23 protein-coding genes are annotated in these 26,442 nt (G+C 68.6%); 13 read left to right on the forward strand and 10 right to left on the reverse strand.

Annotated features, from left to right (window positions below):
• Nucleotides 1-74 precede the first annotated feature (74 nt).
• Nucleotides 75-806: a YdcF family protein gene (locus ACFV4K_RS00785; protein ID WP_379270954.1), complete on the forward strand. Its 732-nt coding sequence runs from the start codon at nt 75-77 to the stop codon at nt 804-806.
• Here ACFV4K_RS00785 and ACFV4K_RS00790 read toward each other — a convergent pair whose 3' ends face one another.
• A complete protein-coding gene (locus ACFV4K_RS00790) occupies nt 807-1,319 on the reverse strand; it encodes a hypothetical protein (RefSeq protein WP_379270956.1) in 513 nt (170 codons plus the stop codon).
• A 221-nt stretch (nt 1,320-1,540) separates the two neighbouring features.
• On the opposite strand from ACFV4K_RS00790, the gene ACFV4K_RS00795 reads away from it, so the two are divergent.
• The gene (locus ACFV4K_RS00795; RefSeq protein ID WP_379270958.1) at nt 1,541-2,488 is read left to right on the forward strand and encodes a serine hydrolase; all 948 of its coding nucleotides are present in this window, start codon (nt 1,541-1,543) and stop codon (nt 2,486-2,488) included.
• A 9-nt stretch (nt 2,489-2,497) separates the two neighbouring features.
• Here the strand turns inward: ACFV4K_RS00795 and ACFV4K_RS00800 are convergent, their stop codons facing one another.
• Nucleotides 2,498-2,923, reverse strand: coding sequence for an SDR family oxidoreductase (locus ACFV4K_RS00800; RefSeq protein WP_379270960.1), 426 nt, complete (start codon nt 2,921-2,923; stop codon nt 2,498-2,500).
• A gap of 172 nt (nt 2,924-3,095) precedes the next feature.
• Nucleotides 3,096-3,890 (reverse strand): LuxR C-terminal-related transcriptional regulator, encoded by a 795-nt coding sequence (locus ACFV4K_RS00805; protein ID WP_379270961.1) that lies wholly within the window; start codon nt 3,888-3,890, stop codon nt 3,096-3,098.
• A gap of 99 nt (nt 3,891-3,989) precedes the next feature.
• Between ACFV4K_RS00805 and ACFV4K_RS00810 the strand changes: the two genes are divergently transcribed.
• The 6 genes from ACFV4K_RS00810 (at nt 3,990) to ACFV4K_RS00835 (ending at nt 11,890) form a co-directional block, all read left to right on the forward strand.
• A complete protein-coding gene (locus ACFV4K_RS00810; protein ID WP_379270962.1) occupies nt 3,990-4,826 on the forward strand; it encodes an SDR family NAD(P)-dependent oxidoreductase in 837 nt (278 codons plus the stop codon).
• Nucleotides 4,827-5,175: 349 nt separating this feature from the next.
• Nucleotides 5,176-6,831: an acyl-CoA synthetase gene (locus ACFV4K_RS00815; protein ID WP_379270963.1), complete on the forward strand. Its 1,656-nt coding sequence runs from the start codon at nt 5,176-5,178 to the stop codon at nt 6,829-6,831.
• Nucleotides 6,832-7,058: 227 nt separating this feature from the next.
• A complete protein-coding gene (locus ACFV4K_RS00820; RefSeq protein ID WP_379270965.1) occupies nt 7,059-8,714 on the forward strand; it encodes an acyl-CoA synthetase in 1,656 nt (551 codons plus the stop codon).
• A 75-nt stretch (nt 8,715-8,789) separates the two neighbouring features.
• Nucleotides 8,790-9,365, forward strand: coding sequence for a hypothetical protein (locus tag ACFV4K_RS00825; protein ID WP_379270966.1), 576 nt, complete (start codon nt 8,790-8,792; stop codon nt 9,363-9,365).
• Between the two features lie 199 nt (nt 9,366-9,564).
• Nucleotides 9,565-11,037, forward strand: a complete 1,473-nt coding sequence (locus ACFV4K_RS00830) for a PepSY-associated TM helix domain-containing protein (RefSeq protein ID WP_379270968.1) — start codon at nt 9,565-9,567, stop codon at nt 11,035-11,037.
• Between the two features lie 133 nt (nt 11,038-11,170).
• Nucleotides 11,171-11,890, forward strand: coding sequence for a hypothetical protein (locus ACFV4K_RS00835; protein ID WP_379270970.1), 720 nt, complete (start codon nt 11,171-11,173; stop codon nt 11,888-11,890).
• 122 nt (nt 11,891-12,012) lie between these two features.
• Here ACFV4K_RS00835 and galK read toward each other — a convergent pair whose 3' ends face one another.
• Nucleotides 12,013-13,116 carry a galactokinase gene (gene galK, locus ACFV4K_RS00840; protein ID WP_379271051.1) on the reverse strand — a complete coding sequence of 368 codons (1,104 nt, stop codon included), beginning with the start codon at nt 13,114-13,116 and terminating at the stop codon, nt 12,013-12,015.
• A gap of 282 nt (nt 13,117-13,398) precedes the next feature.
• Between galK and ACFV4K_RS00845 the strand changes: the two genes are divergently transcribed.
• Nucleotides 13,399-14,916 (forward strand): diguanylate cyclase domain-containing protein, encoded by a 1,518-nt coding sequence (locus tag ACFV4K_RS00845; RefSeq protein WP_379270972.1) that lies wholly within the window; start codon nt 13,399-13,401, stop codon nt 14,914-14,916.
• Between the two features lie 115 nt (nt 14,917-15,031).
• On the opposite strand, the gene ACFV4K_RS00850 is transcribed toward ACFV4K_RS00845, so the two are convergent.
• Together ACFV4K_RS00850 and ACFV4K_RS00855 are read right to left on the reverse strand one after the other, a co-directional pair.
• Nucleotides 15,032-15,790 carry a DUF6319 family protein gene (locus ACFV4K_RS00850; protein WP_379270973.1) on the reverse strand — a complete coding sequence of 253 codons (759 nt, stop codon included), beginning with the start codon at nt 15,788-15,790 and terminating at the stop codon, nt 15,032-15,034.
• 240 nt (nt 15,791-16,030) lie between these two features.
• A complete protein-coding gene (locus ACFV4K_RS00855; RefSeq protein WP_379270975.1) occupies nt 16,031-16,408 on the reverse strand; it encodes a hypothetical protein in 378 nt (125 codons plus the stop codon).
• A gap of 215 nt (nt 16,409-16,623) precedes the next feature.
• On the opposite strand from ACFV4K_RS00855, the gene ACFV4K_RS00860 reads away from it, so the two are divergent.
• Nucleotides 16,624-18,588: a molybdopterin-dependent oxidoreductase gene (locus ACFV4K_RS00860; protein WP_379270977.1), complete on the forward strand. Its 1,965-nt coding sequence runs from the start codon at nt 16,624-16,626 to the stop codon at nt 18,586-18,588.
• Between the two features lie 4 nt (nt 18,589-18,592).
• Here ACFV4K_RS00860 and ACFV4K_RS00865 read toward each other — a convergent pair whose 3' ends face one another.
• Entirely contained in the window at nt 18,593-19,477 is an 885-nt protein-coding gene (locus ACFV4K_RS00865) for an SGNH/GDSL hydrolase family protein (protein WP_379270978.1), read from the reverse strand.
• 94 nt (nt 19,478-19,571) lie between these two features.
• Nucleotides 19,572-21,989 carry an MFS transporter gene (locus ACFV4K_RS00870; RefSeq protein WP_379270981.1) on the reverse strand — a complete coding sequence of 806 codons (2,418 nt, stop codon included), beginning with the start codon at nt 21,987-21,989 and terminating at the stop codon, nt 19,572-19,574.
• Between ACFV4K_RS00870 and ACFV4K_RS00875 the strand changes: the two genes are divergently transcribed.
• Nucleotides 21,982-22,197, forward strand: coding sequence for a hypothetical protein (locus tag ACFV4K_RS00875; protein ID WP_379270983.1), 216 nt, complete (start codon nt 21,982-21,984; stop codon nt 22,195-22,197). The two genes, ACFV4K_RS00870 and ACFV4K_RS00875, sit on opposite strands and share 8 nt — an antisense overlap.
• A 54-nt stretch (nt 22,198-22,251) precedes the next feature.
• Here ACFV4K_RS00875 and ACFV4K_RS00880 read toward each other — a convergent pair whose 3' ends face one another.
• Nucleotides 22,252-22,911: a phosphate uptake regulator PhoU gene (locus ACFV4K_RS00880; protein WP_379270984.1), complete on the reverse strand. Its 660-nt coding sequence runs from the start codon at nt 22,909-22,911 to the stop codon at nt 22,252-22,254.
• A 177-nt stretch (nt 22,912-23,088) separates the two neighbouring features.
• Between ACFV4K_RS00880 and ACFV4K_RS00885 the strand changes: the two genes are divergently transcribed.
• On the forward strand, nt 23,089-24,258 hold the full coding sequence (locus ACFV4K_RS00885) for an AI-2E family transporter (protein ID WP_379270986.1): 1,170 nt from the start codon (nt 23,089-23,091) through the stop codon (nt 24,256-24,258).
• A gap of 1 nt (nt 24,259) precedes the next feature.
• On the opposite strand, the gene ACFV4K_RS00890 is transcribed toward ACFV4K_RS00885, so the two are convergent.
• Nucleotides 24,260-25,138 (reverse strand): DMT family transporter, encoded by an 879-nt coding sequence (locus tag ACFV4K_RS00890; RefSeq protein WP_379270988.1) that lies wholly within the window; start codon nt 25,136-25,138, stop codon nt 24,260-24,262.
• Nucleotides 25,139-25,592: 454 nt separating this feature from the next.
• Between ACFV4K_RS00890 and ACFV4K_RS00895 the strand changes: the two genes are divergently transcribed.
• The gene (locus tag ACFV4K_RS00895; protein ID WP_379270989.1) at nt 25,593-26,177 is read left to right on the forward strand and encodes an esterase/lipase family protein; all 585 of its coding nucleotides are present in this window, start codon (nt 25,593-25,595) and stop codon (nt 26,175-26,177) included.
• Nucleotides 26,178-26,442: the final 265 nt, after the last annotated feature.

The following is a 26,442-nucleotide window of genomic DNA, read 5'->3' on the forward strand; positions in this document are numbered from 1 at the left end:
GGGACATCGGCGTCGGTGATCGGCCGCACGATGCTCGTCGATGAGGTCATGTTCTGCCAAGGCGCGCCTCGGCGATGCCGTTCCTGCTGGGAGGATTGCGATCGATCGAGGCGATCGGCCAGGTAGAGGAGGTGGGCATGCTTGTGCGGCTGCCCGAGGAACATCGGTCGGATGTCGAGATTCTCTGGGAGTTCAATCAGATGGGGCACGAGGTGCGGCCGGTTGACGTGGGGATCGGGCTCGGTGGGCATGACATGGGCGTTGCCACTTACGCTGTCGAGCTCTATCACGCCGGTATGTTCCCGCTGGCCGTGTTCACCGGGGCGAACGCTCCGACGACCACGGAACGGTTCCCCCGTGGCGAAGCTGTTCACTTTCGAGAGCACGCTATAGCGCTCGGGGTGCCGACCGAGGCGATTCTGGTCGAGCCGATGGCTACGAATACTGGGGACAACGTCGATTTCACCCGCGTCCTGCTGGAAGAGCACGGGCTACTCGAATCGATCCGCTCGGTCATGCTGATCTCGCGGCCGTATCAGCAGCGGCGGAGCCACGCCATCTGCCGAAAGCGCTGGCCTGGAGTCGATGTCACGTGTGCGTCGCTTCCGCTCGCGTTGGACGACTATGTGACGAGCATCGGCGACGTGGATCGGGTGATGAACATGCTTGTCGGGGATACCCAGCGGGTGTGGGCCTATCCGGCGAAAGGGTGGGCGATCGAGCAGGAGGTGCCGAGCCAGGTTATGGCGGCGTACCAGAGGCTCGTTGAAGCCGGATACACACGCCGACTGTTGCGCGACGGGTGATCAGATTCCGGAGCCGGTGATTCGGAGTTGCGAGTTCACGTACTCGACTCTCAGCCACCGTTTCTCGGTCTGGGTTTTGCCGGTCGTGTAGGTGTAGGTGAGGGTGGCGGTGCTGGTTCGGTAGTCGGTGTTGGTGATGGAGCCGACTTGGACCGTGGTGACGGTGGACCAGAATTTGGTGTAGCCGGAGTAGCCGCCGCTCTGGGATTGGTAGGACGAGGAGAGCTGGGCCCAGGCGGATTCGGTGCCTGACGGGAGTTGGGCGTAGTAGCTGCGGATGAAGCTGGCGATCTGGTCAGCGGAGGGACCCTTCGAATCCTGTTTGCCCACGTCTTTTCCGGATCCCACTTCATTGCCGTTGCCGGTTACGACGATGGTGGTTTCCGCAGGCTTGTCGGAACCGGTGCCGAAGTGGATGTTGCCGAAGGCTCCCACCGCGATGAACGCCGCGGCGATGGTGGCGGCGGCCCCGATGACGGCTACTGCGATCGCTACGCCTGCCCGTTCGGACATGCGCGCCTCCCCTGGTCGATCACGCACGATGGCCGCTCGCCCGGAGACGGCAGGATCAGGATACTGCTGGGAATCTGGGAATCACAGGCAATTCTCGAGGTTGGCCAGCGGGCGGGCTACCAGCTGATTCGGCTGGGGCGGGCCAGGCGGGGACGGAAGCTCAGTTGCCGAAATGTGATCTGCGCGGATAAGTTTCGGCGGTGCGCGGATTCAGTAGGCGAATGCTATTGGGGGCGGGGGCTCTTACGGCGGGTGCGTTGCTCCCGGCGGCGGTCGGCCGGGCCGGGGTGCCGGTGGCGGGGCCCGCGTTCGACGTGCAGTACCGGGCGATCACCAGAGTGGCCGGTGGGCGCTGGCATAGCCTGGTGACCGATCTGGGGTCGGGGGCGCCGGTGCCAATCGTGGAGGAGGACGCCGACTTCGTGATCGAGGGCGCCAGCGTGCAGAAGCTGGCGGTGATGGCGGCCCTCATGAGCGAGGTCGACGCGGGTCGGGTGAAGCTGTCGGACACCACCACGCTGGACGCCGATATCGTCGCCGAGGGCAGCGGGCTGTATCTGAACCAGGCCGCGTTCGGGGATCAGCTGACCGTCGCGAATCTGCTGACCACCATGTTGCAGGTGTCGGACAACACCGCGGTGCGATTGCTGTCGCGGTTCGTGTCGGGTGACCAGGTCAACGAGACGCTGGATCGTCTGGGGTTCAAGCAGACCCGCGTGGAGCCGCTGCCCGGGGAGAGCCGCTTCTATCTGGGCGTCACCACGGCGCGCGAGAACAACGATCTGCTGTACCGGCTGGCCTCGGGGACGCTGCTGTCGAAGGAGTCGACGCAGGCGGTGCTGCGGATCATGACGTGGTCCTCGGTCGGCTACACCGACGGTGTCCGGCGCAATATGTCCTCGGACGAGCGGGCCCGTTTCGCCGTCAAACACGGTGCGTCCGACGACAAACGGCACGAAACGGGCGTCATGTTCGACCCGGCCGGGGCCCCGTCGGTGGTGTTCTCGTTCCTCGCCGATCAGGCTCCCGACGCCGACAATTACGGGGCCACGAATCCGGTGGTGGAAGCGCACGCCGCGCTGGGACGGGCGCTGCTCGACACGTACACGCATCTGTCGCCCTTGCAGTCGTTCATCGATCCGAAGAAGATCGCGGCGGGCGGGCACTGAGCGGGACGCTCAGCCCGCCAGCATGTTTCGCATGGCGGTGAACACCTCGGACGCGCCGCCCAGGGACCAGCCGCCGTCGACGGGGATGATCGCGCCATTGACGTAGGCGGCGTAGGGCGAGGCCAGCCACAGGCAGCAGTCGGCGATCTCCTGGGCGGTGCCGTAGCGGCCCATGGGCACTGATCGGGTCACCAGATCTGCCATTTCGGGCGTGGGCGCCAGGCGCGCCATGCCCTCGGTGTCCTCGATCGGCCCCGGCACCACCGCGTTGACCCCGATCGAGTCGACGGCGGCGCGCACCTTGTCCGGCGAGCGCGACAGCACCCCCACCGAGGCCCCCGCCCCCGCGAACGCTCGAGCCACGCCGAGATTGATACCGCTGGTGCCACCGGCCACGAATACCGTCCGGCCGGAGTAGTCGAAGAGGTCACTCATCTCCCGATTCTGCGGCGATTCCCCCGCCCCGGGGTCGGGTTCACGCGGTTCGATGCAGGCTCGCGACCGGTTCGGGCCGAGACGTCGAGACGCCGGGCGCCGACACGCGGCGACATCCGGGCGCGGGCCATCCACCGCCACGCCGGAGATCCAGGCGGACCACGCAGTCCGGTCAGGCGGCGGCGAAGCGGACGGCCAGTTGGGTGCGGCTGGTGCACGCCGTCTCGGCCAGCACCCGGCTGAGGTGTTTCTTCACGGTATCCACACCGATGAACAGCCGTTCGGCGATCTGCCGGTTGGTCAGCCCGCGCGCGGCCAGGTCGGCGACCTCCCATTCGCGCGGGGTGAGCTGCCAGGTGGCGGTGGCGGCCCGCCGTTCGCGGTCGCGGGCGAGCTGTTCGCCGACCAGCGGCGCGAGATGGCGGCGCAGCGCGTGCAGCAGCGCCACATCGCGTTCGGGCACGCTCGGCGACTCCGCGACCGCCATGCCGACGCACAGCACCCCCGCGGGTCCGCCGTCGACCAGCATGGCCGCTTTGTCGGTGATTCCGTTGGGGTGCAGGAACTCCGCGCGGAACGCGTCGGAACCGGGCACCTCGCTGAGCCGGATGACGCCGCGAGCGCGCAGCAGGTCGGGGACCAGCGGGTTGCGCAGCGGGTCCACCGCCGCCCAGCGTTCGGCGTAGTCGGCCATGAATTCCGCGGTGTATCCGCCCTGTACGCCGCAGCCTTCACGGATCGCCTCGTCGAGCGTATCCCCGTGCAGCACAGCGACTCCGACGAACCCGAACCAGCTCTGCAGGGCGAGCACCAGCCGCTCCCGGAACTCGCTCAGGTCCACGGCCCGATCGACGGCCTCCAGCACGCCGATCAGCCGCCGGTGATCCTCGGCGGTCAGCGGTTCGCCGTCGGGCAGCGGCCGGGGGCGGCGGTGCGGATCGAGCAGGGCTCCAGTCACTCCAGCCATTTTCCACCTTTGGGCCATACCGGGCGATGCCGCGCGCCGCGACACTGGACGCGACCGCCCCCGGTGAATTCGCCGGGGGCACAGCGACGAAGGAATGGAATGAGTGCACAGAACCCCCGCCGCTGGCTGATCACCGGCGCGAACAGTGGTTTCGGCGCGGCCATCACCGCGGCCGTGCTGGCCGCCGGGGACGAGGTGGTGGCTGCGGTGCGCCGCCCCGAGACGATGGCGGAAGTCATTGCGACGCATCCGGATCAGGTGCGGGTGGTGACGCTGGACGTGCGCGACGGCGAGGCAGCCGAGCGCGCGATCAAGGAGGCCGGTCGCATCGACGTGCTGGTCAACAATGCCGGGTACGGAATCGTCGGCGCGATCGAGGAGACCAGCGAGGCCGATCTGCGGGACGCCATGGAGGTCATGTTCTTCGGCCCGCTGCGCCTGACCCAGCTGGTGCTGCCGCAGTTGCGGGAGCGTCGCTCCGGCGTGATCGTGCAGCTGACCAGCATGGGTGGCTTCATGTCCTTCGCGGGCGTGGGCGCGTACAGCGCCGCGAAGGGCGCGTTGGAGCTGGCCAGCGAAGCCCTGGCGGCCGAGGTGAATCCGCTGGGCATCCAGGTCCTGATCGTCGAACCGGGCGAGTTCCGTACCGGTTTCGCCCGGCCGGCCGCCCTCACGTTCGGTTCGTCGATCCCCGACTACGCCGGGACCGTCGGCGCGATCCGCGACGGCCTGCCCGCCTCCGATCAGCAGCAGACCGGTGATCCGGCCAAGGCCGCGGCCGCGGTGCTGGCCACGGTCGGTCAGCCGGACGCCCCGCTGCGCCTGGCCCTGGGGCCGGACGCCGTGGGCGCGATCCGCGCCAAGCTGGCCACCGTCGCCGCGGAGCTCGACGCCACCGCGGCGCTCGGTCTGAACACCGCCTTCGACGAGGCCTGAGCACCCCGGAAACGCGAACAGCCCGCCGGTCCCCTCGGCGGGCTGTTTCATGCGTTCTGACTACAGCGCGGTCAGCGCGGCGCTCCCGGTGCCCATGGCGGTGACGATGTTGGCAAGCACGGCGAGAAGTTCCATTTGAGTTCCTCATCATTCGAGAGCGGGAAACACGCAGCCTGGGCGATGAGAGTGACGTCCGCGCGACGGCAGGGTTAACAATTCGGGGAATTTCGCGAATCATACCGATGCCCGATGTGACCGAAAATGTGTAACCTACGTCACATGCCCCTGCTACGGTGGCGCTACCGTCGTCGGGTGGGCGGCGAGCGTCTCGTCAACGGAGGTGGTCCACATGGCCTCGGTTCTGCATTCGACTCGGCAGCGCATGGTGCACACCGGCGAGGCGCTCAGGGGACTGCGGCGGTTGCGAGAATTGGGGTTGAGCGACCCGTCGGATCCGGTGGAGACGGTGCGATTGATCAGGGACGCACGGGTTTTCGGGCCGCCCGCCACGGCGGTGCGCCGCGCGGCCCGCATGTTCCCGGATCAACCCGCCCTGGCCGACGAGCGGGGTGAACTCACCTACCGCGAGCTGGATCAGCAGTCCAACGCGCTGGCCCGCGGACTGCAGCGCAATGGCGTCCGCCCCGGCACCGTGGTGGGCGTGCTGGCCCGCGACCACCGGGGACTGATCCTCACCATGGCCGCCCTGGGCAAACTCGGGGCACGGCTGGCGCTGATGAACACCGGTCTCGCCAAACCCCAGTTCGCGCAGGTGTGTGAGCGCGAGAACGTGCGGGCCGTCTTGCACGACAGCGAATTCCTCGGCCTGCTCGACGCCCTGCCCGAGGAGCTGCCCCGCATCCTGACCTGGGTCGACGATGGCACCGAAATACCTTCCAACGCAAAGACTCTGGACGATCTGATCGAATCCAACGCGAAGACTCCGCTGCCCGCGCCGAAGAAGCCGGGCGGCTTCATCATCCTCACCTCCGGCACCACCGGCCTGCCCAAGGGCGCGCCGCGCGAGCGCACCGGACCGCTGTCGACCGTGCAGGTGGTGGACCGCATCGACTTCCCGCAGCGGGGCACGATGGTGATCGTCTCCCCTATTTTCCATTCCACCGGTTTCGCGACCTGGCTGGCCGGGTGCGCGTTCGGCAACAAGGTGGTGACCGCCCGCCGCTTCGACGCCGAGCGCACGCTGCGCCTGATCGCCGAGCACAAGGCGGACATGCTGGTGGCGGTGCCGACCATGCTGCATCGAATGGTGGAGCTGGACAAGGAGATTCGCCAGAAGTACGACACATCCTCCCTGCAGGGGATCGTGATCGCCGGATCGGCGCTGTCGCCGGAGCTGTCGATGCGCACCGCCGAGGTGTTCGGGCCGGTGCTCTACAACCTCTACGGCTCCACCGAGTGCGCGATCGCCTCCGTCGCGCGGCCGGAGGATCTGACCCTCGCCCCGGGCACGGCCGGGAAGGCTCCACTGACCTGCGAAGTGGCCCTGTTCGACGAGGACGGCCGGCGCGTGCTGGCCAAGAATGTCACCGGCCGCGTCTTCATCCGCTCGGGTTCCCCGTTCAAGGGCTATACCGACGGGCGGATGAAAGAGGTCATCGACGGATACATGTCCAGCGGCGACGTCGGACATTTCGACGACCGCGGACTGCTGTTCATCGACGGCCGCGACGACGACATGATCGTCTCCGGCGGCGAGAACGTCTTCCCGCTGGAGGTCGAGAACCTGCTGCTGGAGCGACCCGACATCTTCGACGCGACCGTGGTCGGCGTGGACGATGTCGAGTTCGGTAAGCGGCTGCGCGCGTTCGTGGTTCCCGAGCCGGGCGCGACGCTCGACTCCGAGGAGATCAAGGCGCACGTGAAGGCCAATCTGGCCCGGTACAAAGTGCCGCGCGACGTCTTCTTCCTCGAAGATCTCCCCCGCAACGCGACCGGAAAAGTGCTGCGCAGCGTCCTGGTCGAATACGAGCCGCCCACGGCCTGAAACACGGGAGCCGCTGACACACACCCCCCGGTCCCGATCACCGCGACACGGTGGCAATCCTGGGATTCACACCACGAGCTGCGAGGTTTATTTGTAACCGCGAGTAACGGAGACCTCGGCCACATCCTCGCTGCCTGTGCTTGCTAGGGTTAGCACCGCACTGGATCTCGATGTTGTGGTCCGTCGGCGGACTCGTCCGGCCAGGGGGATCGCGGAAGGTTGTACCCATGTCACTTCCATCGGCGGGCACGGTTCTACGCAAGGCCGGCGATACCGCACTGAGCGTCAACGCCATGGTCCGAGGGGGACTGTTCAATCCGCTGCGCCCCGATCACGCGGTGCGTTCGGCGATCAATGTGTTGAAGTTCGGTCCCTTCGCGGGCGCGGTCGTGCACGCCGCCAACACCAATCCGAAGTCCGCGGCCATCGTCGACGAACGCGGCGAGCTCACCTTCGAGCAGCTCGACAAGCAGTCGACCGCGCTGGCCCGCGGCCTCGCCGCGCGGGGCCTGGGCCCCGGCGATGTGATCGGCGTGCTGGCCCGCGACCACCGCGGCATGGTGCTGAGCCTGGTCGCCGCCGGCAAGCTGGGCGTGCGCGCGGTGCTGATGAACACCGGCTTCGCCAAGCCGCAGTTCACCGATGTCGCCGCCCGCGAGAACGTCAAGGCGGTACTGCACGACAGCGAGTTCTTCGACCTCATGTCGGCCATCCCGGCCGAGATTCCGCGCATCCTGACCTGGGTCGACGAGAAGGACGATGCCGACCCGTCGATCCCGACCATCGAGTCGGTCGCGGCCGGTCAGTCCACCGCGCCGCTGGCGCCGCCGGAGAAGCCGGGCGGCATGGTCATCCTGACCTCGGGCACCACCGGCACCCCCAAGGGCGCGCCGCGCGACAAGGTCTCACCGTTCATCACGGCCCAGTTCCTGGATCGAATCCCGTTGCCGCGCAACAGCACCGTGGTGATGGCCGCCCCGATCTTCCACGCCACCGGTCTGTCGCAGTTCACGCTGTCGATCGCGCTGGGGAACCGGGTGGTGTTCCAGCAGCGCCGCTTCGACCCGGAGACCACCCTCGCCAACCTGGTGAAGTACCGAGCGCAGGGCCTGACCGTGGTGCCGACCATGCTGCAGCGCATCCTCGACCTGCCGCCGGAGACCCTCGCCAAGTACGACCCGAAGCAGACCCTGCGCGTCATCTTCGCCGCCGGCTCGGCCATCCCGCCGGACGTCGTCACCCGCACCCTCGACTACTTCGGCGAGACCCTCTACAACGTGTACGGCTCCACCGAGTGCGCGGTCATGACCGTGGCCACCCCGAGCGAGCTGCGCAAGGCCCCGACCACCGCGGGCAAGGCGCCCGTTGGTATCCGGGTCGCGCTGTACGACGAGAACCGCAAGCGCATCAGCGCCCCGAACGTGACCGGCACGATCTTCATCGAGAACGGGCACTCGTTCAAGCAGTACACCGACGGCCGCACCAAGGAGTACGTGGACGGGCTGATGTCCTCCGGCGACGTCGGCCACTTCGACACCGACGGGCTGTTGTTCATCGACGGCCGTGACGACGACATGATCGTCTCCGGCGGCGAGAACGTCTTCCCGCAGGAGGTCGAGAACCTGCTGTCCAACCGACACGACATCCTCGAGGCCGCCGTGGTCGGCGTCGACGACCGCGACTTCGGCAAGCGGCTGCGCGCCATCGTGGTCCCCGGCCCCGAGTCCAAGCGCGACGTGCAGGAGATCAAGGACTACGTCAAGGAGAACCTGGCCCGGTACAAGGTGCCGCGCGAGGTCATCTTCCTCGACGAGCTGCCGCGCAATGCCACCGGCAAGCTGCTGCGCAAGCCGCTCATCGAGATGGAGGTCACAGAGAGCTAGCCGAATCCCCACGTGCCCCAGCGCTTTCGCCCGGGGCTGGGAATTCGCTGGGAATACTGTGGCTATTATCAGCGCGTGAGTTTCGAGTCCGGCCGCCGTACGGCGCAATTCCGCAGTGATGCTGCGGTATTGCGCGGTGGGGCGGCCGGTTCGGTTTCCGGGGCGCTCGCGATGGCCGCGCACGGCTGGATCTCGGGGGCCGCGCCCCTGGAATCGGGGCCGTTGACGCTGCTGGTCGCCGCCTCGGCCGCGGTCGGCGCGGCGGTGGCGAGCGTGCACGCGCTGCGCTCCACCGTCGCGGGCCTGGTGGTCGCGCTGATCGGCGGGCAGCTGTTGGGTCACTTCGCCATGATGTGGGGTTCGCCGGGCCGCATGCACCACACGCATCACAACGCGTCGATGTGGAGTCCGGCCATGCTGGCCGCGCACGTCACGGCCGCGTGTGTGGCGGCGGTGGTCATTCTGGGCGCGGAGGCGGCCTATCGGATCGGCACCACGGTGCTGGCCCGCGTGCTGCCGCTGCCGGTTTCACTGCCGGTGCTGTCGGGGCCGCCGCGGCTGCCCATCGCGCACCGGGATCTGGTCGTGCTGCGGATCTTCGCGGCCGACGTCTTCCGTACGCGCGGGCCGCCCGCGCTCGTTCGAGGCTGATTCCTTACTTTCACCCGGGCACACGGACTTTCGCGTTCGTGTGATTTCGCCGTGCGACCGTGTCCGGTCGCGGTGGTGTCCGGCATTCCCATGACCGTTGTGCGCGCCTGCGCGCCGTGAGGGGGTCATGGGTGCCGTTTCGACGCCGTCGACAGGTCCTTCGCGCCCCGGGTGTTCCCTCGAACCCGAAAGACCTTTGGTGACAATCACTGACAGCGGTGTCGCGACGACACCGCCACCCTCCCCTGCCCCGACGCCGGAACCGGTGTCCGGGAAGGCCGCGAAACGTGGTGTGGGCAATGCCTTCCAGGCGCTCATGCTGCGGCTGCACTTCTATGCGGGCGTCTTCGTGGCGCCGTTCATCCTGATCGCGGCCGTGACCGGTGCGCTGTACGCGATCTCGCCGACGCTGGAGAACATCACCTCCAGCGGGCTGCTGCACACCTCGTCGACCGGGCCCGCCAAGCCGTTGAAGGAACAGATCGCGGCCGCGCAGGCCGTCGAGCCGTCGCTGGCGCTGGTGGCGGTGGCCCCGGGCCAGAACACCGGTGACACCACGCGGGTCATCTTCAGCGATCCGTCGCTGGGCGAGTCCGAGCGGCGCGCGGTGTTCGTCGACCCGGTCACCGCGCAGAGCGTCGGCGACAGCGTCGTCTACGGCAGTTCGGGCGCGCTGCCCATGCGCACCTGGATCGACCAGCTGCACAAGAATCTGCACCTGGGCAAGGTCGGCCGCTTCTACAGCGAGATCGCGGCCTCCTGGCTGTGGCTGGTCGCGCTGGCCGGGCTGGTGCTCTGGTACCGGCGGGTGCGGGCGCGACGCGAGAAGCGTTCGGCCGGTTGGCTGCTGCGCCCGGATCGGTCGCGGCCCCGCGCCCGCACGCTCAATTGGCACGCGGCGGTGGGTGTCTGGATCCTGCCGGTGCTCCTGCTGCTGTCGGTGACCGGTATGACCTGGTCGAAGTACGCGGGCGAGAACGTGACCGAGCTGCGGCAGGCGCTCAGCTGGACGACGCCCGCGGTGAGCGCCAAGCTGCCCGGCTCCACCGGTCCGGCCGTGACCGCCGGTGGCGATCACGCGGGCCACGGCGGCGCTCCGGCCGGCACTCCCCCGGCGGGCAAGGCGGCGCTGGCCGACACCGTGTACGGCGTCGCCCGCGCCAATGGGCTGACCGGGCCGCTGGAGATCAGCATTCCGGCCAAGGAGGGCACCGCCTTCGTCGCGCAGGAACTGCGCCGCCCCGGCCAGTTCACCCGTGACGCCATCGCGGTCGACGGCGCGACCGGCAATGTCACCGACAAGCTGCCCTACGCCGACTGGCCGCTGACGGCCAAGCTCACCAACTGGGGCATCCAGCTGCACATGGGCCAGCTGCTCGGCCTGCCCGATCAGCTGTTGCTGCTCGCGGTGATGATCGGCCTGGGCACCGTGATCGTGCGCGGCTACCTCATGTGGTGGCGGCGTCGCCCGACCAAGGAGTCGACGGTCGGTGTGGGCAAGGCTCCGCGCCGCGCGCTGGCCCAGGCCCCGCTGGTCGTGGTGCTGCCGTTGGCGGCCGCGGCCGCGGTGATCGGCTGGTTCGCGCCGATGATCGGCCTGCCGCTGCTGGCCTTCCTGGTGATCGACGTGCTCGTGGGCGTGGGATCCCGCATGCGCGCCAAGACCGCCTAGACACCGAAATCCCCTGAGCGACATGGCCTCCGGGCCGCGCCGCCGACCTACTGCACCCTTTCGCAGCTCTCGCGACCGCGACCTGCGCCTCTCACGCGGCCTCCGGCCCGCACCGAAGAAAGATCGAAACCTGATGAAGCTCAACAAGTTCGCCGTCTCCGCCGCCCTCGTGACCTCCGCCCTGGCCGTCACCGCCGGAACCGTGAACGCCGCGCCCGCCCCCGCGGACGCGGCCATCAACTACACCGCCACCGCCGGCGAGAAGGACGTGGTCATCCGTACCGACGCCGGTTCGATGGGCGTCGAGAACGGCGTCTTCAAGATCAAGGGAGCGGACGGCACCACCGTCGCCGGCACCGAGCTGTCGGTCCGCGTGGACGATTTCGTCTTCCCCGTCGCCACCGAGATCAAGGACCGCGTCGCCACCCTCACCCCCCAGATCGACCTCGCGCACGCCACCTACCAGCCGGTCGCCCTCCCCTTCGAGAACAGCGCCCCCTGGAAGACCGACTACGAGCGTGAGCAGGCCGCCTGGAGCCGCATGACCAGCACCCTGTCCATGGGCGCCACCATCGGCACCCTCACCGGCGGCCTCGGCGGCGCGGCCCTCGGCTGCCTCATCGGCGGCGTCGCCGGCGCGAGCCTCATCACCATCGGCTCCGCCGGCCTCCTGGCCGCCCTCTTCGTCCCCCTCCTGGGCGCGGCCGGCACCGGCTGCCTCATCGGCGCCAGCGCCGTCGGCTTCCTCGGCACCATCGCCGGCCAGGTCCTCGTGACCGCCCCGTTCGCCGTCGCCGCCGCCGTCCAGTACTTCACGACGATCAACCAGCCGTCGATCCAGTCGGTGAAGTAGCCCGAAACCCGCTGCCCGCCATCCGATCACCGCATCCGGGATCGGATGGCGGGCAACAGCCCTCCCCGCGTTCACGGCCTCAGCCCCTCCTCGACCGCCTGATCATCGCCATGCGGATCCGGTCAGGCCAGGCGGTGGGCACCGGCGGAAGGAATGGCGGTGAAGATATGAGGGCTGGGGAATCGCTTGGCGAGCAAGGCTTCTCGAATCCGGTGGGAGACCGGGGCAACGCGGTTCTCGTCGATGAGGGCGAGGATGCTGCCGCCGAAGCCGGCGCCGGTGAGGCGGGCGCCGTGGGCGCCGGCGGTGAGGGCTGCGGCTACGGCTGTTTCGAGAGGTGGGGCGGAGACTTCGAAGTCGTCTCGGAGGGAGGTGTGGCCGGCGGTGAGGAGGGGGGCGATGGTGCGGGGGTCGGTGGTGGAGCGCAATTGTTCGGCTATTCGCAGGACACGGGCGTTTTCGGTGATCACGTGGCGGGCGCGTCGGCGGAGGACCGGGTCGGGGAGGCGGTCGATCTCGGCGGCGGTGGGGACGTCGCGGAGGGTGGGGACGTCCAGTTGGGCTGCGGCGGCGGCGCATTCGGCTCGGCGGGTGGCGTAGGCGCTGTCCATGAGGCGGTGCGGGGCGCCGGTGTCGACGATGAGCAGGGTGAGGCCGTAGCGGCCGAGGTCGAAGGGGATGTGTTCGGTCTTGCCGGTGCGGGTGTCGAGGAAGAGAAGGTGACCGGGGGTGCAGAGCAGCGCGGCGGATTGGTCGAGGACGCCGGTGGGGACGCCCGCGTAGACGTTCTCGGCGGTGCGGGTGATGTCGACGAGGTCGGCGGTGGAGACGCTGGGGGCGAACAGGTCCCGCACGGCGATGGCGACCGAACAGGTCAGTGCGGCCGAGGAGGACAGGCCCGCGCCGATCGGGACGGTGCTGTCGAGGTCGATGTCCATGCCGGGGATCTCGTGGCCGCGGCGCTCGAATTCCCGGATCACGCCCAAGGGGTAGCGGGACCACGCCGGGAAGTGGGACCAGCCCGCGGTGGACAGATCCGCGGTTGTCGTGTCGACCGTGTCACCGGGCGCCTGCGCAGATCTCAGGCGCAGCACACCATCCGGTCTGGCCCGCGCGGTGCAGGTCGTACCCAGCGGCAGCGCGAAGGGCAGGACATATCCGTCGTTGTAGTCGGTGTGCTCGCCGATCAGGTTGACCCGCCCGGGTGCCCACCAGCGTCCCGCCATCGATTCCACGTGTCGGGCTCCTCTTCACCGGGGCGTGCGGGGCGTACGGTTCGATCTGCGGGGAGCATAGCGAGTCTCCCGAAAGCGGCCCTGCGGGTTCGCCGAACTCCCATCCGGACCGCCCGCTTTCGTGTCATGATCGGTTCGGTTGCCCAATAAGTGGCAGCGCCTTTCTCGACCGGGCACTCTGCCACCGCAGTGCGGGGACCTATGCTCGTACCGCAACACACACGGTTGATGATCGGCGGTGTCTTTTCGAGTACTGCTCGGACAGGGGGGCTGGTGGGAACAGGAGTACAACCGGCCGAACGGCCGAAACGCTTCAACATCTGCTGGCGCACCGTCCTGTTCATCTGCGGCGTACTGATTCTCGGCCTACCCCTGGTGATCAACTCCAAGGCGGTGGCGCTGGGCACGCTGTTCGTGTCGGTGGCCATCAGCCTCACCATGATCGGCATGGGGGTGCGCAAGTTCCGGCCCCGCCATCCGCTGCCGTGGTACCTGCTCTCCGCGGCCGCCGTGCAATTCGCCATCGGCACCGCGCTGCGTCACATCTCCGACTCCCAGCGGCACCCCTTCGACGACCTGTTCACCCTCAGCGGCTACTGCTGTGTCGGGGTGGCCGCGGTGCTGTGGTTGCGCCCGCGCCAGAACAGCACCGACCACGATCTGCTGCTCGATTCCGGGCTGATCGGGCTGGGCGCGCTACTGCTGTCGTGGACGTTCCTCATCTCGCCGGTGCTGCACATGTCCCGGGACCTGGACTTCACCACCGTCACCTGCGTCGCGGACCCGATCGTGGACGCGCTGCTGCTCACGGTGATCGTGCATTCGGTGATCACCTCGGCGCGTTCGGAAACCTCACTGCGCCTGGTGCATCTGGCCATGCTGGTGATCCTCGCCGGTGACCTGGCCTACAACCTGGAGACCGCGGGCTCGGCGGTGATCGGCCGCCAGATCCAATTGCTGCCGCTGCAGCTGGGATTCACGCTGATCGGCGCGGCCGCGCTGCACCCCAGCATGGTGGTGCTCGGCGGGCCGCGCGACATCCACCCGCACCGGTCCCGGCAGCGGGCCAGCATCATCGCGATCGTCATGATCGTGGCCTCGCTGGTGCCGGTGGTCGGCTCCAGCCTGGACGCCTTGGACCGCATCGTGGTCTCGTCGCTGTTCGCGCTACTACTAGCCGGAGTGCTGCTACGCAGCGAGCGCGCGATCGAACGCAGCGCCCGCAGCGAGCGGCGCGCGCAGTATCAGGCAGACCACGACATGCTCACCGGACTCCTGAACCGCGCCGCCCTGCTGCGGGCGCTGCATCGTAATCGGGACCGGTGGGCCGGGCAGCCCCTGGCGCTGCTGTTCATCGACCTGGACGGATTCAAGCGAGTCAACGACAACTACGGGCATGCGGTGGGTGACGAACTCATCGCCAATGCGGCGGCCCGGATCCGCCGGGTGATCCGCCGTGACGACGCGGCCGCCCGCTACGGCGGAGACGAATTCGTGGTGCTGGCCCCACTGGCCCGGCCACACGCTCTGCAGCTGGCCGAACGCCTGCTGGCCACGCTGGGCGAACCGTTCGAGTTGAGCGCGGCCGAGGTGCGCATCGCGGCCAGCATCGGCATCGCGTGCTCCAAACCGCGTGAGTCCGAGACCACCGTCTACGAGCTACTGCGCGAGGCGGATTCGGCCATGTACCACGCCAAGGAATACTCCCTCGGCTACATCTTCCACGACGACTTGCGCCGCAACCGCCCCGAGGCGGGCCCGCGCACCTGGCAGCGCGAATCCGCGGTGTGAGCACGCGGTAGAAGTTGTGGCCCAACCCACACGAAAGGGGTTGGGCCGTCGGCCTTCAGGCCGGAATCCGGACGATCGGGCCCGAACACGGATGCTCGAGCCGGTCGGACGCCGCTCAGGCCAGGTCTTCGAGAAGCCGGCGGGCCGACTCGAGTTCGGCCTGTAACTGCTCCACCTTGGCCTGCTGGGCGGACCGGACCGACTCGTGGATCGAGTCGACGACCTCGGCGAATTCGGGATGCAGGATCTTGGCGGCCTGGGCGACAGCGGAACTGGTGACCACCAGGCCCTTGATGGCGCGCTTCTTGCCGTTCACGACATCGAGGGTCCACTCGCCTTCGGCGGTACCGCTGAGGGTGACCGTCACCTCGGGCGTCTTCGGCTTCTTCGCGGTGGCGGCGGCATTGCGGGCCGGGCGCGAGGCCTTCTTGGCCTCGGCGGCGGGCTCGCCCGCCGGCTGCGGGGTGGCTTCCGGAGCGGGCGGGGTGCTCGGCGCGGCGGCCGGCATCGTCGCGGGGGACGACATCGTCACGGTCGGTTCCTTCCTGGTTGCCGTTCTGGGGGTTGCACTCGCCGGTTTGGCGGCGGCGGCCGGCGCGGCGGCCGGTTTGGCCGGGTTCTGCCGGGCCGGCTTGGACAGGGTCACCTCGGTGGGACCGAAGGACAGCACGTCCTTCGAGCCCGTCGGCTTCACCTGCAGGAAATCGCCCTCGGACGGATCGCCGAGGGACATCACCTTGCCGGAACGACCTTCCGGGACACCGACCGCCGCCGCGGTGAACCACACCATAGGCGGTCTGCCAGCGTCGATTTCCGCGGCGATCTCCCGAATCTCGGTATCCGACAAGGGCTGTGGCTTGGTACGGGTCGACATGGGCACTCCGGGGCGGACGGGGCGGACAGCTGCGTGCCAAGAGCATGCACCATGGCACCGACAAATCCACATCCGGAGAACGCGCCTGGTCACCCACGCACGGTCAGTGATCCTTCAGCTATTCCTACTGGTGCGGCCCACGGAGCATGGCCGGCGCTGGTGATCCTAGGCGTCCGCCCCTGTCCCCGCGCAACTTTCGTGACGGACCCATCCGTCCCGCGCCCGAATAGCGAGTATCGATCAGAACTGTTCGACACCGCGCAGCACACACCGCACGGTCTGTGGCCGGGCCACCGGATCCAGCAGTGTCTCGGTGGTGAAGTCCTGGGTCGCGCCGGGCGCCACCAATACCTCGGTGCGCGTGCGTTCCAGATCCGCGGACTCGGGCGTCTGGAAGCTGATCACCACCAGATACCTGTGCTCCACCACATCCCGGTTGCTGACCACGGCGGTCGCCTGCCAGCCCGCGGAGGTGCCCGCGCAGGCGGTGACGAAGGCGCTGCGCTGCATTTCGGCGGTATCGCCGACCGACTGCTCGGCATTGGACTGGTGCGCGTGCGCGGGTTCACCGTGTCCGCCGTGCGCGCAGCCGGTCAGCAGCGCCGCGCATCCTGACACGACACCGACTAGACCTCGGCCGGGGGTGATCATGAATCTCCCATTCCACCGCGCACTTCCGCCCCCGCACTCCTGTTGCGGCTGATTAGCCGCGGGCCGAGACTACCCCAGCTCGACCGCGTGTCGTCACATGACGGCATAGGCGTGTCGCGCTGGAAAACCGGCCGTATCCTCGCCTTTCGCGGGTGTCGGACCCCCTGCATACGATCCAGTACGTGAAGGTACTGGGAGCATGCCCCCTCGACTGCCCCGACGCCTGCTCCTGGGTGGTGGACGTCCAGGACGGCAAGGCCGCCGGCCTGCGCGGCAACAAGGAGCATCCGGTCACCCGGGGCGCGCTGTGCGTCAAGGTGAACCGCTACCTCGAGCAGGTCTACTCCCCCGAACGCCTCACCCGCCCGCTGCGCCGCGTCGGCCGCAAGGGCGAGGGCCGCTTCGAGCCGATCAGCTGGGACGAGGCGCTCGACGAGATCGCCACCCGCCTCACCTCGATCATCGCCGAGCACGGCGGGGAAGCGGTGTGGCCGTTCCACGGCACCGGCAGCCTCGGTTTCATCCAGGGGCTGGAGGGTTTTTCCGGGCGGCGCTTCTTCAATGCGCTGGGCGCGTCCGGGCACGACCCGACCATCTGCTCGGTGGCGGGCACGGTCGGGTTGCGGTACACGCTGGGCACCTCGGGCGGCATGGATCCCGAGGATCTGGCGAAGTCGAAGCTGATCCTGTTGTGGGGCACCAATCCGCTCACCTCCGGCCATCATGTGTGGAAGTTCATCCAGGACAGCGGCGCGTACACCGTCGCCATCGACCCGGTGCGCACCAAGACCGCCGAACGCTGTGACGAACATCTGGCTCCGCTGCCGGGCACCGATGCCGCGCTCGCGCTCGGCCTCATGCACGTGATCGTCGGGCTGGGCGCGCAGGACGAGGAGTTCCTGGCCGACCGCACCGAGGGCTGGCCCGAATTCCGGGCCCGCATCGCCGAGTACCCGCCCGAGCGGGCCGCCGCCATCACCGGCGTGCCGGTCGAGCGCATCGTGGCGCTCGGTGAACGGATCGCCACCACCCGCCCCACCGCCATCCGCGCCTCGCAGGGCATGCAGCGGCACGCGGGCGGCGGCATGGCGCTGCGCACCCTGGCCTGTCTGCCCGGCGTCACCGGCGACTGGGCGATTCCCGGTGGCGGGCTGCACTACTCGACCAGCGGCCACTTCCGCCTGGACGTCGACGCCCTGACCCGTTTCGATCTGCTGCCGCATCCGGTGCGCACGCTGTCGATGACCCGGATGGGTGAGGCGCTGCTGGACCCGGACGGTCCGCCGGTGCACGCGTTGTTCGTGATCGGCGCGAATCCGGTGGGCTCCAACCCCGATCAGCGCCGGGTGGTCGAGGGCCTGTCGCGCGAGGATCTGTTCACCGTGGTGTTGGAACACTTCCCGACCGACACGGTCGACTACGCCGATATCGTCCTCCCGGCCACCATGCAGCCCGAGCACCTCGATGTGCTGGCCGCCTACGGCAATCTGTATCTGGTCTGGAACGAGCCCGCCGTGGCCCCGCCCGGCGAATGCCTGCCCACCACCGAGACCTTCCGGCGGTTGGCCCGGCGCATGGGGATGACCGAGCCGGCGCTCTACGAGTCCGATGAGGAGCTGGCGAACCAGCTGCTGAAACAGTACGACGTGGACCGGCTGCGCGCGGACGGGTTCCTGAAGATCGAGCCGGGCCCGGTGCCCGACGGCAAGCTCCGCTTCGTCTCGGACCAGGTGGCCGCGGTGGGACACGATCCGGTGGCCGGATACACCCCGCCCGCGGATCCCGGTGATGGCTTGGTGCTCATCTCGGCGGCGTCACACTATTTCCTCAATACCGGGTTCGGTTCGAATCCCGAATTGCGCCGCCGCGCAGGCGAACTGCGCGTCACCATCCATCCGGACGACGCGGCCGCGGGCGGTATCGCCGACGGTGATCCGGTGACCGTCGGCAATGATCGCGGCAGTTTCGAGGCCCTCGCCGAGATCTCGGACATGGTCCGCCCGGGTGTGGCCGCGACCCCGAAGGGCCGCTGGGCCAAGCATTCCGGCGGCGCGACCGTCAACGCCACCGTCGCCGAGCGGGATTCGGATTTCGGCGGCGGCGCGGTGTTCCACGACAACCGGGTGTGGATCCGCCCTCGGAACTGAGCGGTCAGGACGCGGCGATCTGCTCCAGCACCCGCCGGGCCTGATAGTCCGCGCCCAGCTGGTTGGGGTGGAAGGGGACGGCGAGCCCGACCGGGTTGCCGGAGAACGGCAGCAGCCCCTCCACCCAGCGGGTGCCGACGGGCCGGCAGGCGTCGTGGCCCGCGCTGCCCGCGTAGGTGTCGACGAATTCGACTCCCGTGCTCGAGGCGACCCGTTCGAGCATGGTGTGCAGTTCGATCAGCTTCTGCCCCAGCCAGACCGCGTCGCCGTCGGAGATCGGGATGACCGGCCAGCAGCCGCCGTCGAGGCCGATGCCCTCGAAGTAGTCGAGCAGCAGGATGCGGGCGCGCGGCGCGCGCTCCCGAATGCCCGCGATGGTGGCGGCCACGCGCGGCTCGGTCCGGGCGATGTTCTGCGACATCCGGTCGACGCCGTCGGCGACCATCGAGTTCAGGCAGGGGCTGATGGCGGGGTCGAGGGTGATGCAGTCGGTGACGATGGCCGCCAGATTCGCGTCGTTGCCGCCGATTTCGAGGGTGACCAGGTCGGTGGATTCGGTCAGCGAGTCGAACTGCGGCGCGTTGGACCCGAGCACGGTCTGCTGCGACTGGGTCATATTGGCGGTGACCGCGCCGCCACAGGTGGCGTCGCGGAAGACCGGCACGGCCAGCGCCGCGGCCACCTGTTTGGCGTAGTTGTGGGCGCTCTGCGCGCAGGGCGCGGGGGTGAAGGCGGTGCTGAGCTGGCTCAGGGTGGCGTCAGCGGCCCAGGAGTCGCCCAGGGCCACATACTCGTTGACCGTGGTGGCGGGTGGTTCGGCGGACCCGGCCCCCGCGGGCAGGACGGCGGCGAGGGCGGCGGCGGTGAGCAGTGCGCGCGAGGTCTTCATGTCTGGTCTCCCCTGGATCAGTCCCAATACCGAAGAGGGGACTGTTTTCACTGCGGAACCTAGCAGTTGGACCCTCGTCCTGCTCGCCGAAATCTCAAACCCGGTCCGCCACCTCCCGCAGGTCCGCGCCCACCATCTCCCGGCGGTCGACGCTCGCCGCCTCCATCCGCTCATACCCGAGCAGGACATCGTGCGCCACTTCGCCGTCCGCCACGGTGACCCGGCTGAAGGCGGCCGGATAGCCGCGGGCCATCACGGTGTAGCGACCCTCGGCCAGATCCGACACCACGTAGCGGCCGGTGCCATCGGTGCGGGTGACGGCGATCAGGTCGCCTGCCTCGTCGAGCACCGTGATCTGGGCGTCGGGGATGCCGTCGCCGCGCTCGTTGCAGGCCGATCCGGCCAGGACCGCGCGCGGCGCGAGTTCGATGTCGTGGCGCAGCATTCCGCTGTCGGGCACGGTGAGGGTGACCGCGGACGGCCGCATGTGCTCGGCCACCGCGACCAGCGTGTAGGTCCCGGCCAGCACGCCGCGGCAGGTGAAGTCGCCGTCGGCGGTGGTGACGGCCGAGCCGACCACGTCACCGAAGTGGTCGGTCAAGGTGATGGTCGCGTCGCCGAGCGGCGCGCCCCGGCCCGCCGACCGCACCACGCCCGACACCTCGCCGGAGCCGAGCAGGGCGACGTCGAGCCGATGCGGGCGGCTGCCGACCGAAATGCTCACCGCGGCGGGCTGATAGCCGTAGGCGGACACGATCAGCACGTACCCGCCCATCCGCGGCGCACCGATCAGGTACTCCCCGTCCGCGTCGCCGACGGCCCGCGAGACCTGGCGTCCGCGCTGGTCGATCAGGGTGAGCACGGTGTCGGGCACCGACTGCCCGTCCTCCCGGTGCACCCGGCCCGACACCGACAGCCCCGGCGCCGTCTCCTCGAGCACGAACTCCGGCTCCGCGTCGAACTCCTGCTCCGGTTCGAGCTCCGGCTCGACCAACTCCTCCTCCGCCACCGCGACCGGTTCCGGGGTGTCCTGCAGCGGAATCTCTTTCATGAACGTCAGCACGACCGCCGCCACCACCGCCACGGCGGCGGCCACCGCGAACACCCCGCCCATAGCGTGGGTGAATCCGGTCAGAATGGGTGTGCGCACCTGCTCCGGCAGGTCCGCGATGCCGCTGGTATTGGCCTCGATCCGCCCGAGTTGCGCGGCGTCGAAGCCCGGCGGCAGCTGACCGCCGAAGGCCGCCAGGATCTTTCGCGGCAGCAGGTTGAACAGGATGGTGAGGAACACCGCGACCCCGAGGGTGCCGCCCATCTGCCGGAAGAACGTGGCCGACGCGGTCGACACGCCCATGTCGGCGCGCGGTCCGGCGTTCTGGGCGGCGATGATCAGCGTCTGCATGCAGCCGCCCAGGCCGAAACCGATGACGCCGCAGTACAGCAGCGGCTGCCACAGCGGGCTGTCGAAGCGGACCAGCGCGAACAGCACCGATCCGGCGGCGATGATCAGCGAGCCCAGGATCGGCAGCGCCTTGTAGCGTCCGGTGAACTTGGTGACCAGCCCGGACAGTTGCGCGCCCAGCATGATGCCCAGCACCAGCGGCAGCATGAAAAGCCCGGAGCGCGTGGGCGAGTACCCGCGCACCACCTGGAAGTACAACGGCACCAGCACGATCGCGCCGAACATGGCGACGCCGACGATGAACCCGCCCAGGATGGCGATGCTGAAGGTGCGACTGCGGAACAGCCGCAAAGGAATCAGCGCGGAGTCCTTCATGAGCAGTTCGACGATGAGGAACGCGGTCAGCCCGGCGGCCGCGATGCCGTAGCAGAGCAGCGCGTGCTGCGACCTCCACCCCCATTCGCGTCCCTGCTGGGCGACGATCAGCAGCGGAACCGTGCCCGCCGCAAGGGTTATCGCCCCGAGCCAGTCGGTGCGGTGGCGGTGCCGTTCGAACGGTACGTCGAGCACCCTGCCGACCACCACCAGCGCGAGCGCGCCGATCGGCACGTTCACCAGGAACACCCAGCGCCAGCCGACCAGTCCGAGGATGTGGTCGGCATTGGAGAAGAAGCCGCCCAGGACGGGGCCCAGCACCGTGGCGATGCCGAAGACCATCATGAAATAGCCCTGGTACCTAACCCTTTCGCGGGGCGGCACGATATCGCCGATGATGGTGAAGGCCAGCGACATGAGTCCGCCCGCGCCGACGCCCTGCAGCGCGCGGAATCCCGCCAGCTGGTACATGGAGGTGGCGAAGGTGCAGGCCACCGAGCCGAGCACGAAGACGCCGATGGCGATGAGGTAGCAGGGTTTCCGGCCGTGGATGTCGGCCAGCTTGCCGTAGAGCGGCGTCGAGATGGTGGCGGTGATCAGGTAGGCGGTGGTGGCCCAGGCCTGTTTGTCGAAGCCGTGCAGGCTGTTGGCGATGCGGACGATCGCCACGCTGACGATGTTCTGGTCCAGCGCCGCGAGGAACACCCCGAGCAGCAGGCCGGACAGGATGGTCATGATCTGGCGGTGCGAGAGCGTTCTCTCGGCCGGCGCCGAGGGTTCGCTCGGCGCTGATTTCTCGGTGGACGGTGCGACCCGGACCGGCGCTGCCACCCGCGACAGGGTGGATACCGATGCCTGGGTAGAGCTGTTTGGCATGTTTGGGGCCCTTGTCGGATTTCGGCTTGCCGTGCGTGCGGTGCTACTCGAAAAGACCTCGCCATGAAGCAATTCGGGCAGCTTACTCCCGCCGATCGGGGCCCCTCACAGGAGGTGGTGGTTACCCCTCCGTTTGCGCGTAGAGCGGAATGCCGGTGTGGAAGAAGCGAATGAGGCGGCCGATGCGCACGCAGTGGTCGGCCGCGCGCTCGAAGTGATGGGCCAGCAGGGCGATGTCGATGGCCATGGCCGAGCCGTGCGCCCAGCCGTCGTCGGCGGCGAGCTCCACCAGGCGGCCGCGCAGGCGTTCCAGGTTCTCGTCGCGCGGGATCAGCACGCGGTCGCGCGGCGGGTTCTGCGCCGCAATGACTCTCACCGAGCTCGCGGCGAGATGCGTGACCGCGCCGGACATCTCCCCCAGCAGGTCCAGGACGTGCTGGGGGGCCACCGGATCCGGGTAGCGGCGCACCACCACGTCGGCGACGCGGCTCAGCGATCGGCTCACGGCCAGCAGGTCGTCGGCGATCTGCATGGCGGTGATGACCTGGCGCAGGTCACGGGCCACCGGAGCTTCCAGGGCCAGCAGGATGACCGACCGGTCCTCGCATTTGGCGTGCTCGATCTCCACCTGCTCCTCGAGCGCGAACACCTCGTACGCGGCCGTCAGGTCGGCGCGCAACAGCGCGGCCGTGGCCCGTTCGGAGGCCTCCTGTGTCAGCTGCGCCATATGCGCGAGCTCCTCGGTCAGCGCCACCAGTTCGCTGGAGAATTTCGTGCGCACTCGCATATCTTGGCTGCCCTCCCGCATACCTGCACACTATCGCGGGAAAACCTTTCTCTCCGAATGGGTCTCGGTTCCGTTCACCAGAAGTAAACAGACCGTCCAGATTTGTCTGATTTGTCCACCGGTTGTTCGATTTCACCTGCCTCGGTGGGTCGTGACCGGAAACCCCCGCCGGTGACCGAGACTGGCCCCGTGGCCGCCGACAACCCAGACTCGCCGCAGCGGGCCGCCATGCCCGCCTGGCTCCCCCGCGCCATGGTGCTCGCGCTGGCCCTGCTCGGACTGTTCGAACTCGCCAATTGGGCCGCGCACCAGCTCATCGGGATCGCGATCATGATGACGGTGGCGTTCTTCGTGTCGCTCGCCATGGAACCCGCGGTGGACGGGATGGCCGGGCGCGGCGTGAATCGCGGGCTGGCCACCGCGGTGATGTTCATCATCGTATTCGCCTGCACCGCGGGGTTCCTCGCGACGCTGGGCGTGCTCCTGGTCGAGACCGTCTCCCACGTGGTGAACGAACTGCCGCGGCTACTCGACGAATTGGTGGACTGGGTCAATCGCGTATTCCACCAGAATTTCACCCTGGGCCAGTTGCGCGATCGGCTGTTCAAGGACTCCGACATCATCAGCTCCTACGCCGAGCGGGCGGCCAACAATGTGTGGGGGCTGTCGAGCACGGTGCTGGGCGGGCTGGCGCGGTTCGTGACCATCGCGCTGTTCAGCGTGTACATAACCGCCGACGGTCCCAAACTGCGGCGCTCGGTGTGCTCGCTGCTGCCGCCCGACAAACAGGGTGCGGTGCTGCACGCCTGGGATCTGGCCATCGACAAGACCGGTGGGTATCTCTATTCGCGGGCGCTACTCGCGGTCATCTCGGCCGTCGCGCACGGGGCGTTCCTGGCGTTGCTCGGCCTTCCCAACGCACTGGCGCTGGGCATCTGGTTCGGTGTGGTGGCCTCGTTCGTGCCGACCATCGGAACCTATATCGCGGGGGTGCTGCCGATCCTGGTGGCGCTCACCATCAGACCGCTCGACGCGGTGTGGATTCTGTTGTTCGTGGTGGTCTACCAGTGGGTTCAGGACTATGTGCTGCAGCCGCGCATCACCGCGCGGACGGTGGACGTGAATCCGGCGGTCGCGCTGCTGTCGGTGATCATGGGCGGGGCGCTGCTGGGGGCGGTGGGGGCACTGCTGGCCATTCCGGCCACCGCCACCTTGCAGGCGTTTCTCAGGGAGTACGTGAAGCGGTACGAGGTCAGCGAGGACCCGCGCATCGAGCGCAAGGGCGGAGCTCGCAAACAGCGCAAGCTGGATGAGGCCGCGGCCAAGGACTCCGAGGACTGAGTCAGGCGCGGACCGGGACGGCGTCCTCGGGCCGTTCGGCGCGGGCGGTGCCCAGGATCGAGCCCAGGATCACCAGCGGGAAGCCGATCGCCATGCCGGCGGTGAGCGGCTCGTTCAGTAGCGAGACGCCGATCAGCAGGGCCACGGCCGGATTGATGTAGGTGATGACCGTCGCGCGGGACGGGCCGACCTCGCCGATGAGGGCGAAGAAGACCACGAACGCCAGCGCCGTGCACAGCAGTCCCAGCCCGACCACCGACCAGGTCGCGCCCGCCGGGAAATGGGACGGCATGCGCCACAGCGTGAACGGCAGGTACAGGGTGGCCGCGAAGACCAGCGACGCGGTGACCACGCCGATCGGCGGCAACTCTTTCAGCTTGCGGTCGATGATGATCGGGCCCAGGGCGTAGCCGATCACGCTCACCCCGATGGCGGCCGGCGCACCCAGATTCGACATATCGATATCCAGACCGACCAGTGCGGTCACACCCGCGAAGCCGATCACCAGGCCGAGGATCCGGCGCGGATCCAGACCCTCGTGCCCGAGGCGGGTGGTGATCACGATCGCGATCAGCGGGACCGCGGCGATGAGCAGCCCCACCGTCGAACTGGTCAGCCGGGTCTCCGCGTGCCCGATGAGCAACCACGGCCCGGTGATCTCGACGAGCGTGTAGACCAGCACCCACCGCCACTCCCGCAACACGGGCCACAGCACCTTCGTGAACAACGCGACCGGCAGCAGCACCAGCGCACCCAGCAGGGTCCGCCCGAACGCCACGAACACCGGATCGAACTCCCCCACCGCCACCCGGATCATCGCGTACGGCACGCCCCAGATAACACCCATACCCAGGAACAACAGCCATCCGCGCTTACTCACCGCATACTCCTTCCGATCCCCGGGAGCGTAGGGCACGCCGCCGACACGCTGAACCAGTCGTCCGAACACGGCCGCCCGCCGAAGTATTTCGGTGAGGAATGCGAGACGGGCAGCGTCGGAGGCAAACGGGGCGCCGAGAGCGAGACACTCGTGGATTCGAGTCGGCACCGTCGTCGCGGTCACCGCGGCCGCGATCGGCTCGAGCGTCACCCCGGCCTGGGCAGCCCCCGGACCCGCCCCGATCGACGGGCCACCACAGTCCATCTCCGGGCCGGCCCAGCACAGCGGGACAGGGCAAGTCTCCGAGCCGCGACATCGCCTCGGAGCCGCCCGGACCTCGACCACACTCGAACCACCGCTGGACTGCGTTCCATCACCGGAACAACCGAATCCCGTTGTGGTGCTGGGCGGATTCGGGGCAGTAGGAGACATTCTCGGCACACTGGAAAGACAGATGTCCGGAATCACCACCGGCATACGAGATCTCGGCGGCTGCCCCTTCATCTTCGGCTACGGCATCATCGGCCCGATGCAGGCAGCGGCACCCGTAGCGGAGTCAGCAAGCCAACTGGAGTCGTTCGTCACGAAACTGCGCGCCGCCACCGGAGCGACCCACGTCGACATCGTCGCCCATTCCTCGGGCGCCCTGGTAGCGAACTACTACCTGAAATTCCTCCACGGCGGCCCCCACGTCGACCGCGCAATCTACCTCGCACCGGTCACCACAGGCACAACCGCCGCCACCCCGATCGGCGGCCTCGACCTCCCAGGCGCCCTCGACTGCCTCGCCGGATCCCAAGTCACCCAGGCCCTCCTCGCCGACGGGGTAACCGTCCCCGGAGTCATCTACGCGGTCCTCGCCACCCACGGCGACCAGGTCCTCACCCCACCCGGCCCAGCCTCCTTCATCAACGACCCCCGCGTAGAAAACGACTACTTCGAAGACCTCTACCCCCAAGCGGGCCTGTCCAGCCACGCCACCCTCCCCATGCAACCCGAAGCAGCGCAATGGGTCATCGCGCAGCTCCTCGCCGAGTAGCCACCACCAGCCGACCACGCTCACTGATCAGCCAAAGACCGTGGCGACCCCCACGAACGACAAGTCCGCGAGCCGCCAACTGCGCCAGCGCATTCCGCGTACTCCACCCGGTCAGCGCCGCAGCCCGCTGAATCTCCACAGCCGACAACCTCCCCTCAGCGCCGCTCAACACCCTCAACACGACGAACTCCGCGCTGGTCATGCCGCCCGATGCCTCCCCTGATGCCACCATCCCGCCTGCCCCCGGGCCGGGAGCTCGAGGTGT

It is taken from the genome of Nocardia sp. NPDC059764, from assembly GCF_042732555.1.
Classification (GTDB): domain Bacteria; phylum Actinomycetota; class Actinomycetes; order Mycobacteriales; family Mycobacteriaceae; genus Nocardia.

Coding starts and splice junctions, on each gene's coding strand:
- ACFV4K_RS00785 (WP_379270954.1), top strand. CDS start 75: ATGCCGTTCCTGCTGGGAGGATTGCGATCGATCGAGGCGATCGGCCAG.
- ACFV4K_RS00790 (WP_379270956.1), bottom strand. CDS start 1,319: ATGTCCGAACGGGCAGGCGTAGCGATCGCAGTAGCCGTCATCGGGGCC.
- ACFV4K_RS00795 (WP_379270958.1), top strand. CDS start 1,541: ATGCTATTGGGGGCGGGGGCTCTTACGGCGGGTGCGTTGCTCCCGGCG.
- ACFV4K_RS00800 (WP_379270960.1), bottom strand. CDS start 2,923: ATGAGTGACCTCTTCGACTACTCCGGCCGGACGGTATTCGTGGCCGGT.
- ACFV4K_RS00805 (WP_379270961.1), bottom strand. CDS start 3,890: ATGGCTGGAGTGACTGGAGCCCTGCTCGATCCGCACCGCCGCCCCCGG.
- ACFV4K_RS00810 (WP_379270962.1), top strand. CDS start 3,990: ATGAGTGCACAGAACCCCCGCCGCTGGCTGATCACCGGCGCGAACAGT.
- ACFV4K_RS00815 (WP_379270963.1), top strand. CDS start 5,176: ATGGCCTCGGTTCTGCATTCGACTCGGCAGCGCATGGTGCACACCGGC.
- ACFV4K_RS00820 (WP_379270965.1), top strand. CDS start 7,059: ATGTCACTTCCATCGGCGGGCACGGTTCTACGCAAGGCCGGCGATACC.
- ACFV4K_RS00835 (WP_379270970.1), top strand. CDS start 11,171: ATGAAGCTCAACAAGTTCGCCGTCTCCGCCGCCCTCGTGACCTCCGCC.
- galK (WP_379271051.1), bottom strand. CDS start 13,116: ATGGCGGGACGCTGGTGGGCACCCGGGCGGGTCAACCTGATCGGCGAG.
- ACFV4K_RS00850 (WP_379270973.1), bottom strand. CDS start 15,790: ATGTCGACCCGTACCAAGCCACAGCCCTTGTCGGATACCGAGATTCGG.
- ACFV4K_RS00865 (WP_379270978.1), bottom strand. CDS start 19,477: ATGAAGACCTCGCGCGCACTGCTCACCGCCGCCGCCCTCGCCGCCGTC.
- ACFV4K_RS00875 (WP_379270983.1), top strand. CDS start 21,982: ATGGTCATGATCTGGCGGTGCGAGAGCGTTCTCTCGGCCGGCGCCGAG.
- ACFV4K_RS00870 (WP_379270981.1), bottom strand. CDS start 21,989: ATGACCATCCTGTCCGGCCTGCTGCTCGGGGTGTTCCTCGCGGCGCTG.
- ACFV4K_RS00895 (WP_379270989.1), top strand. CDS start 25,593: ATGTCCGGAATCACCACCGGCATACGAGATCTCGGCGGCTGCCCCTTC.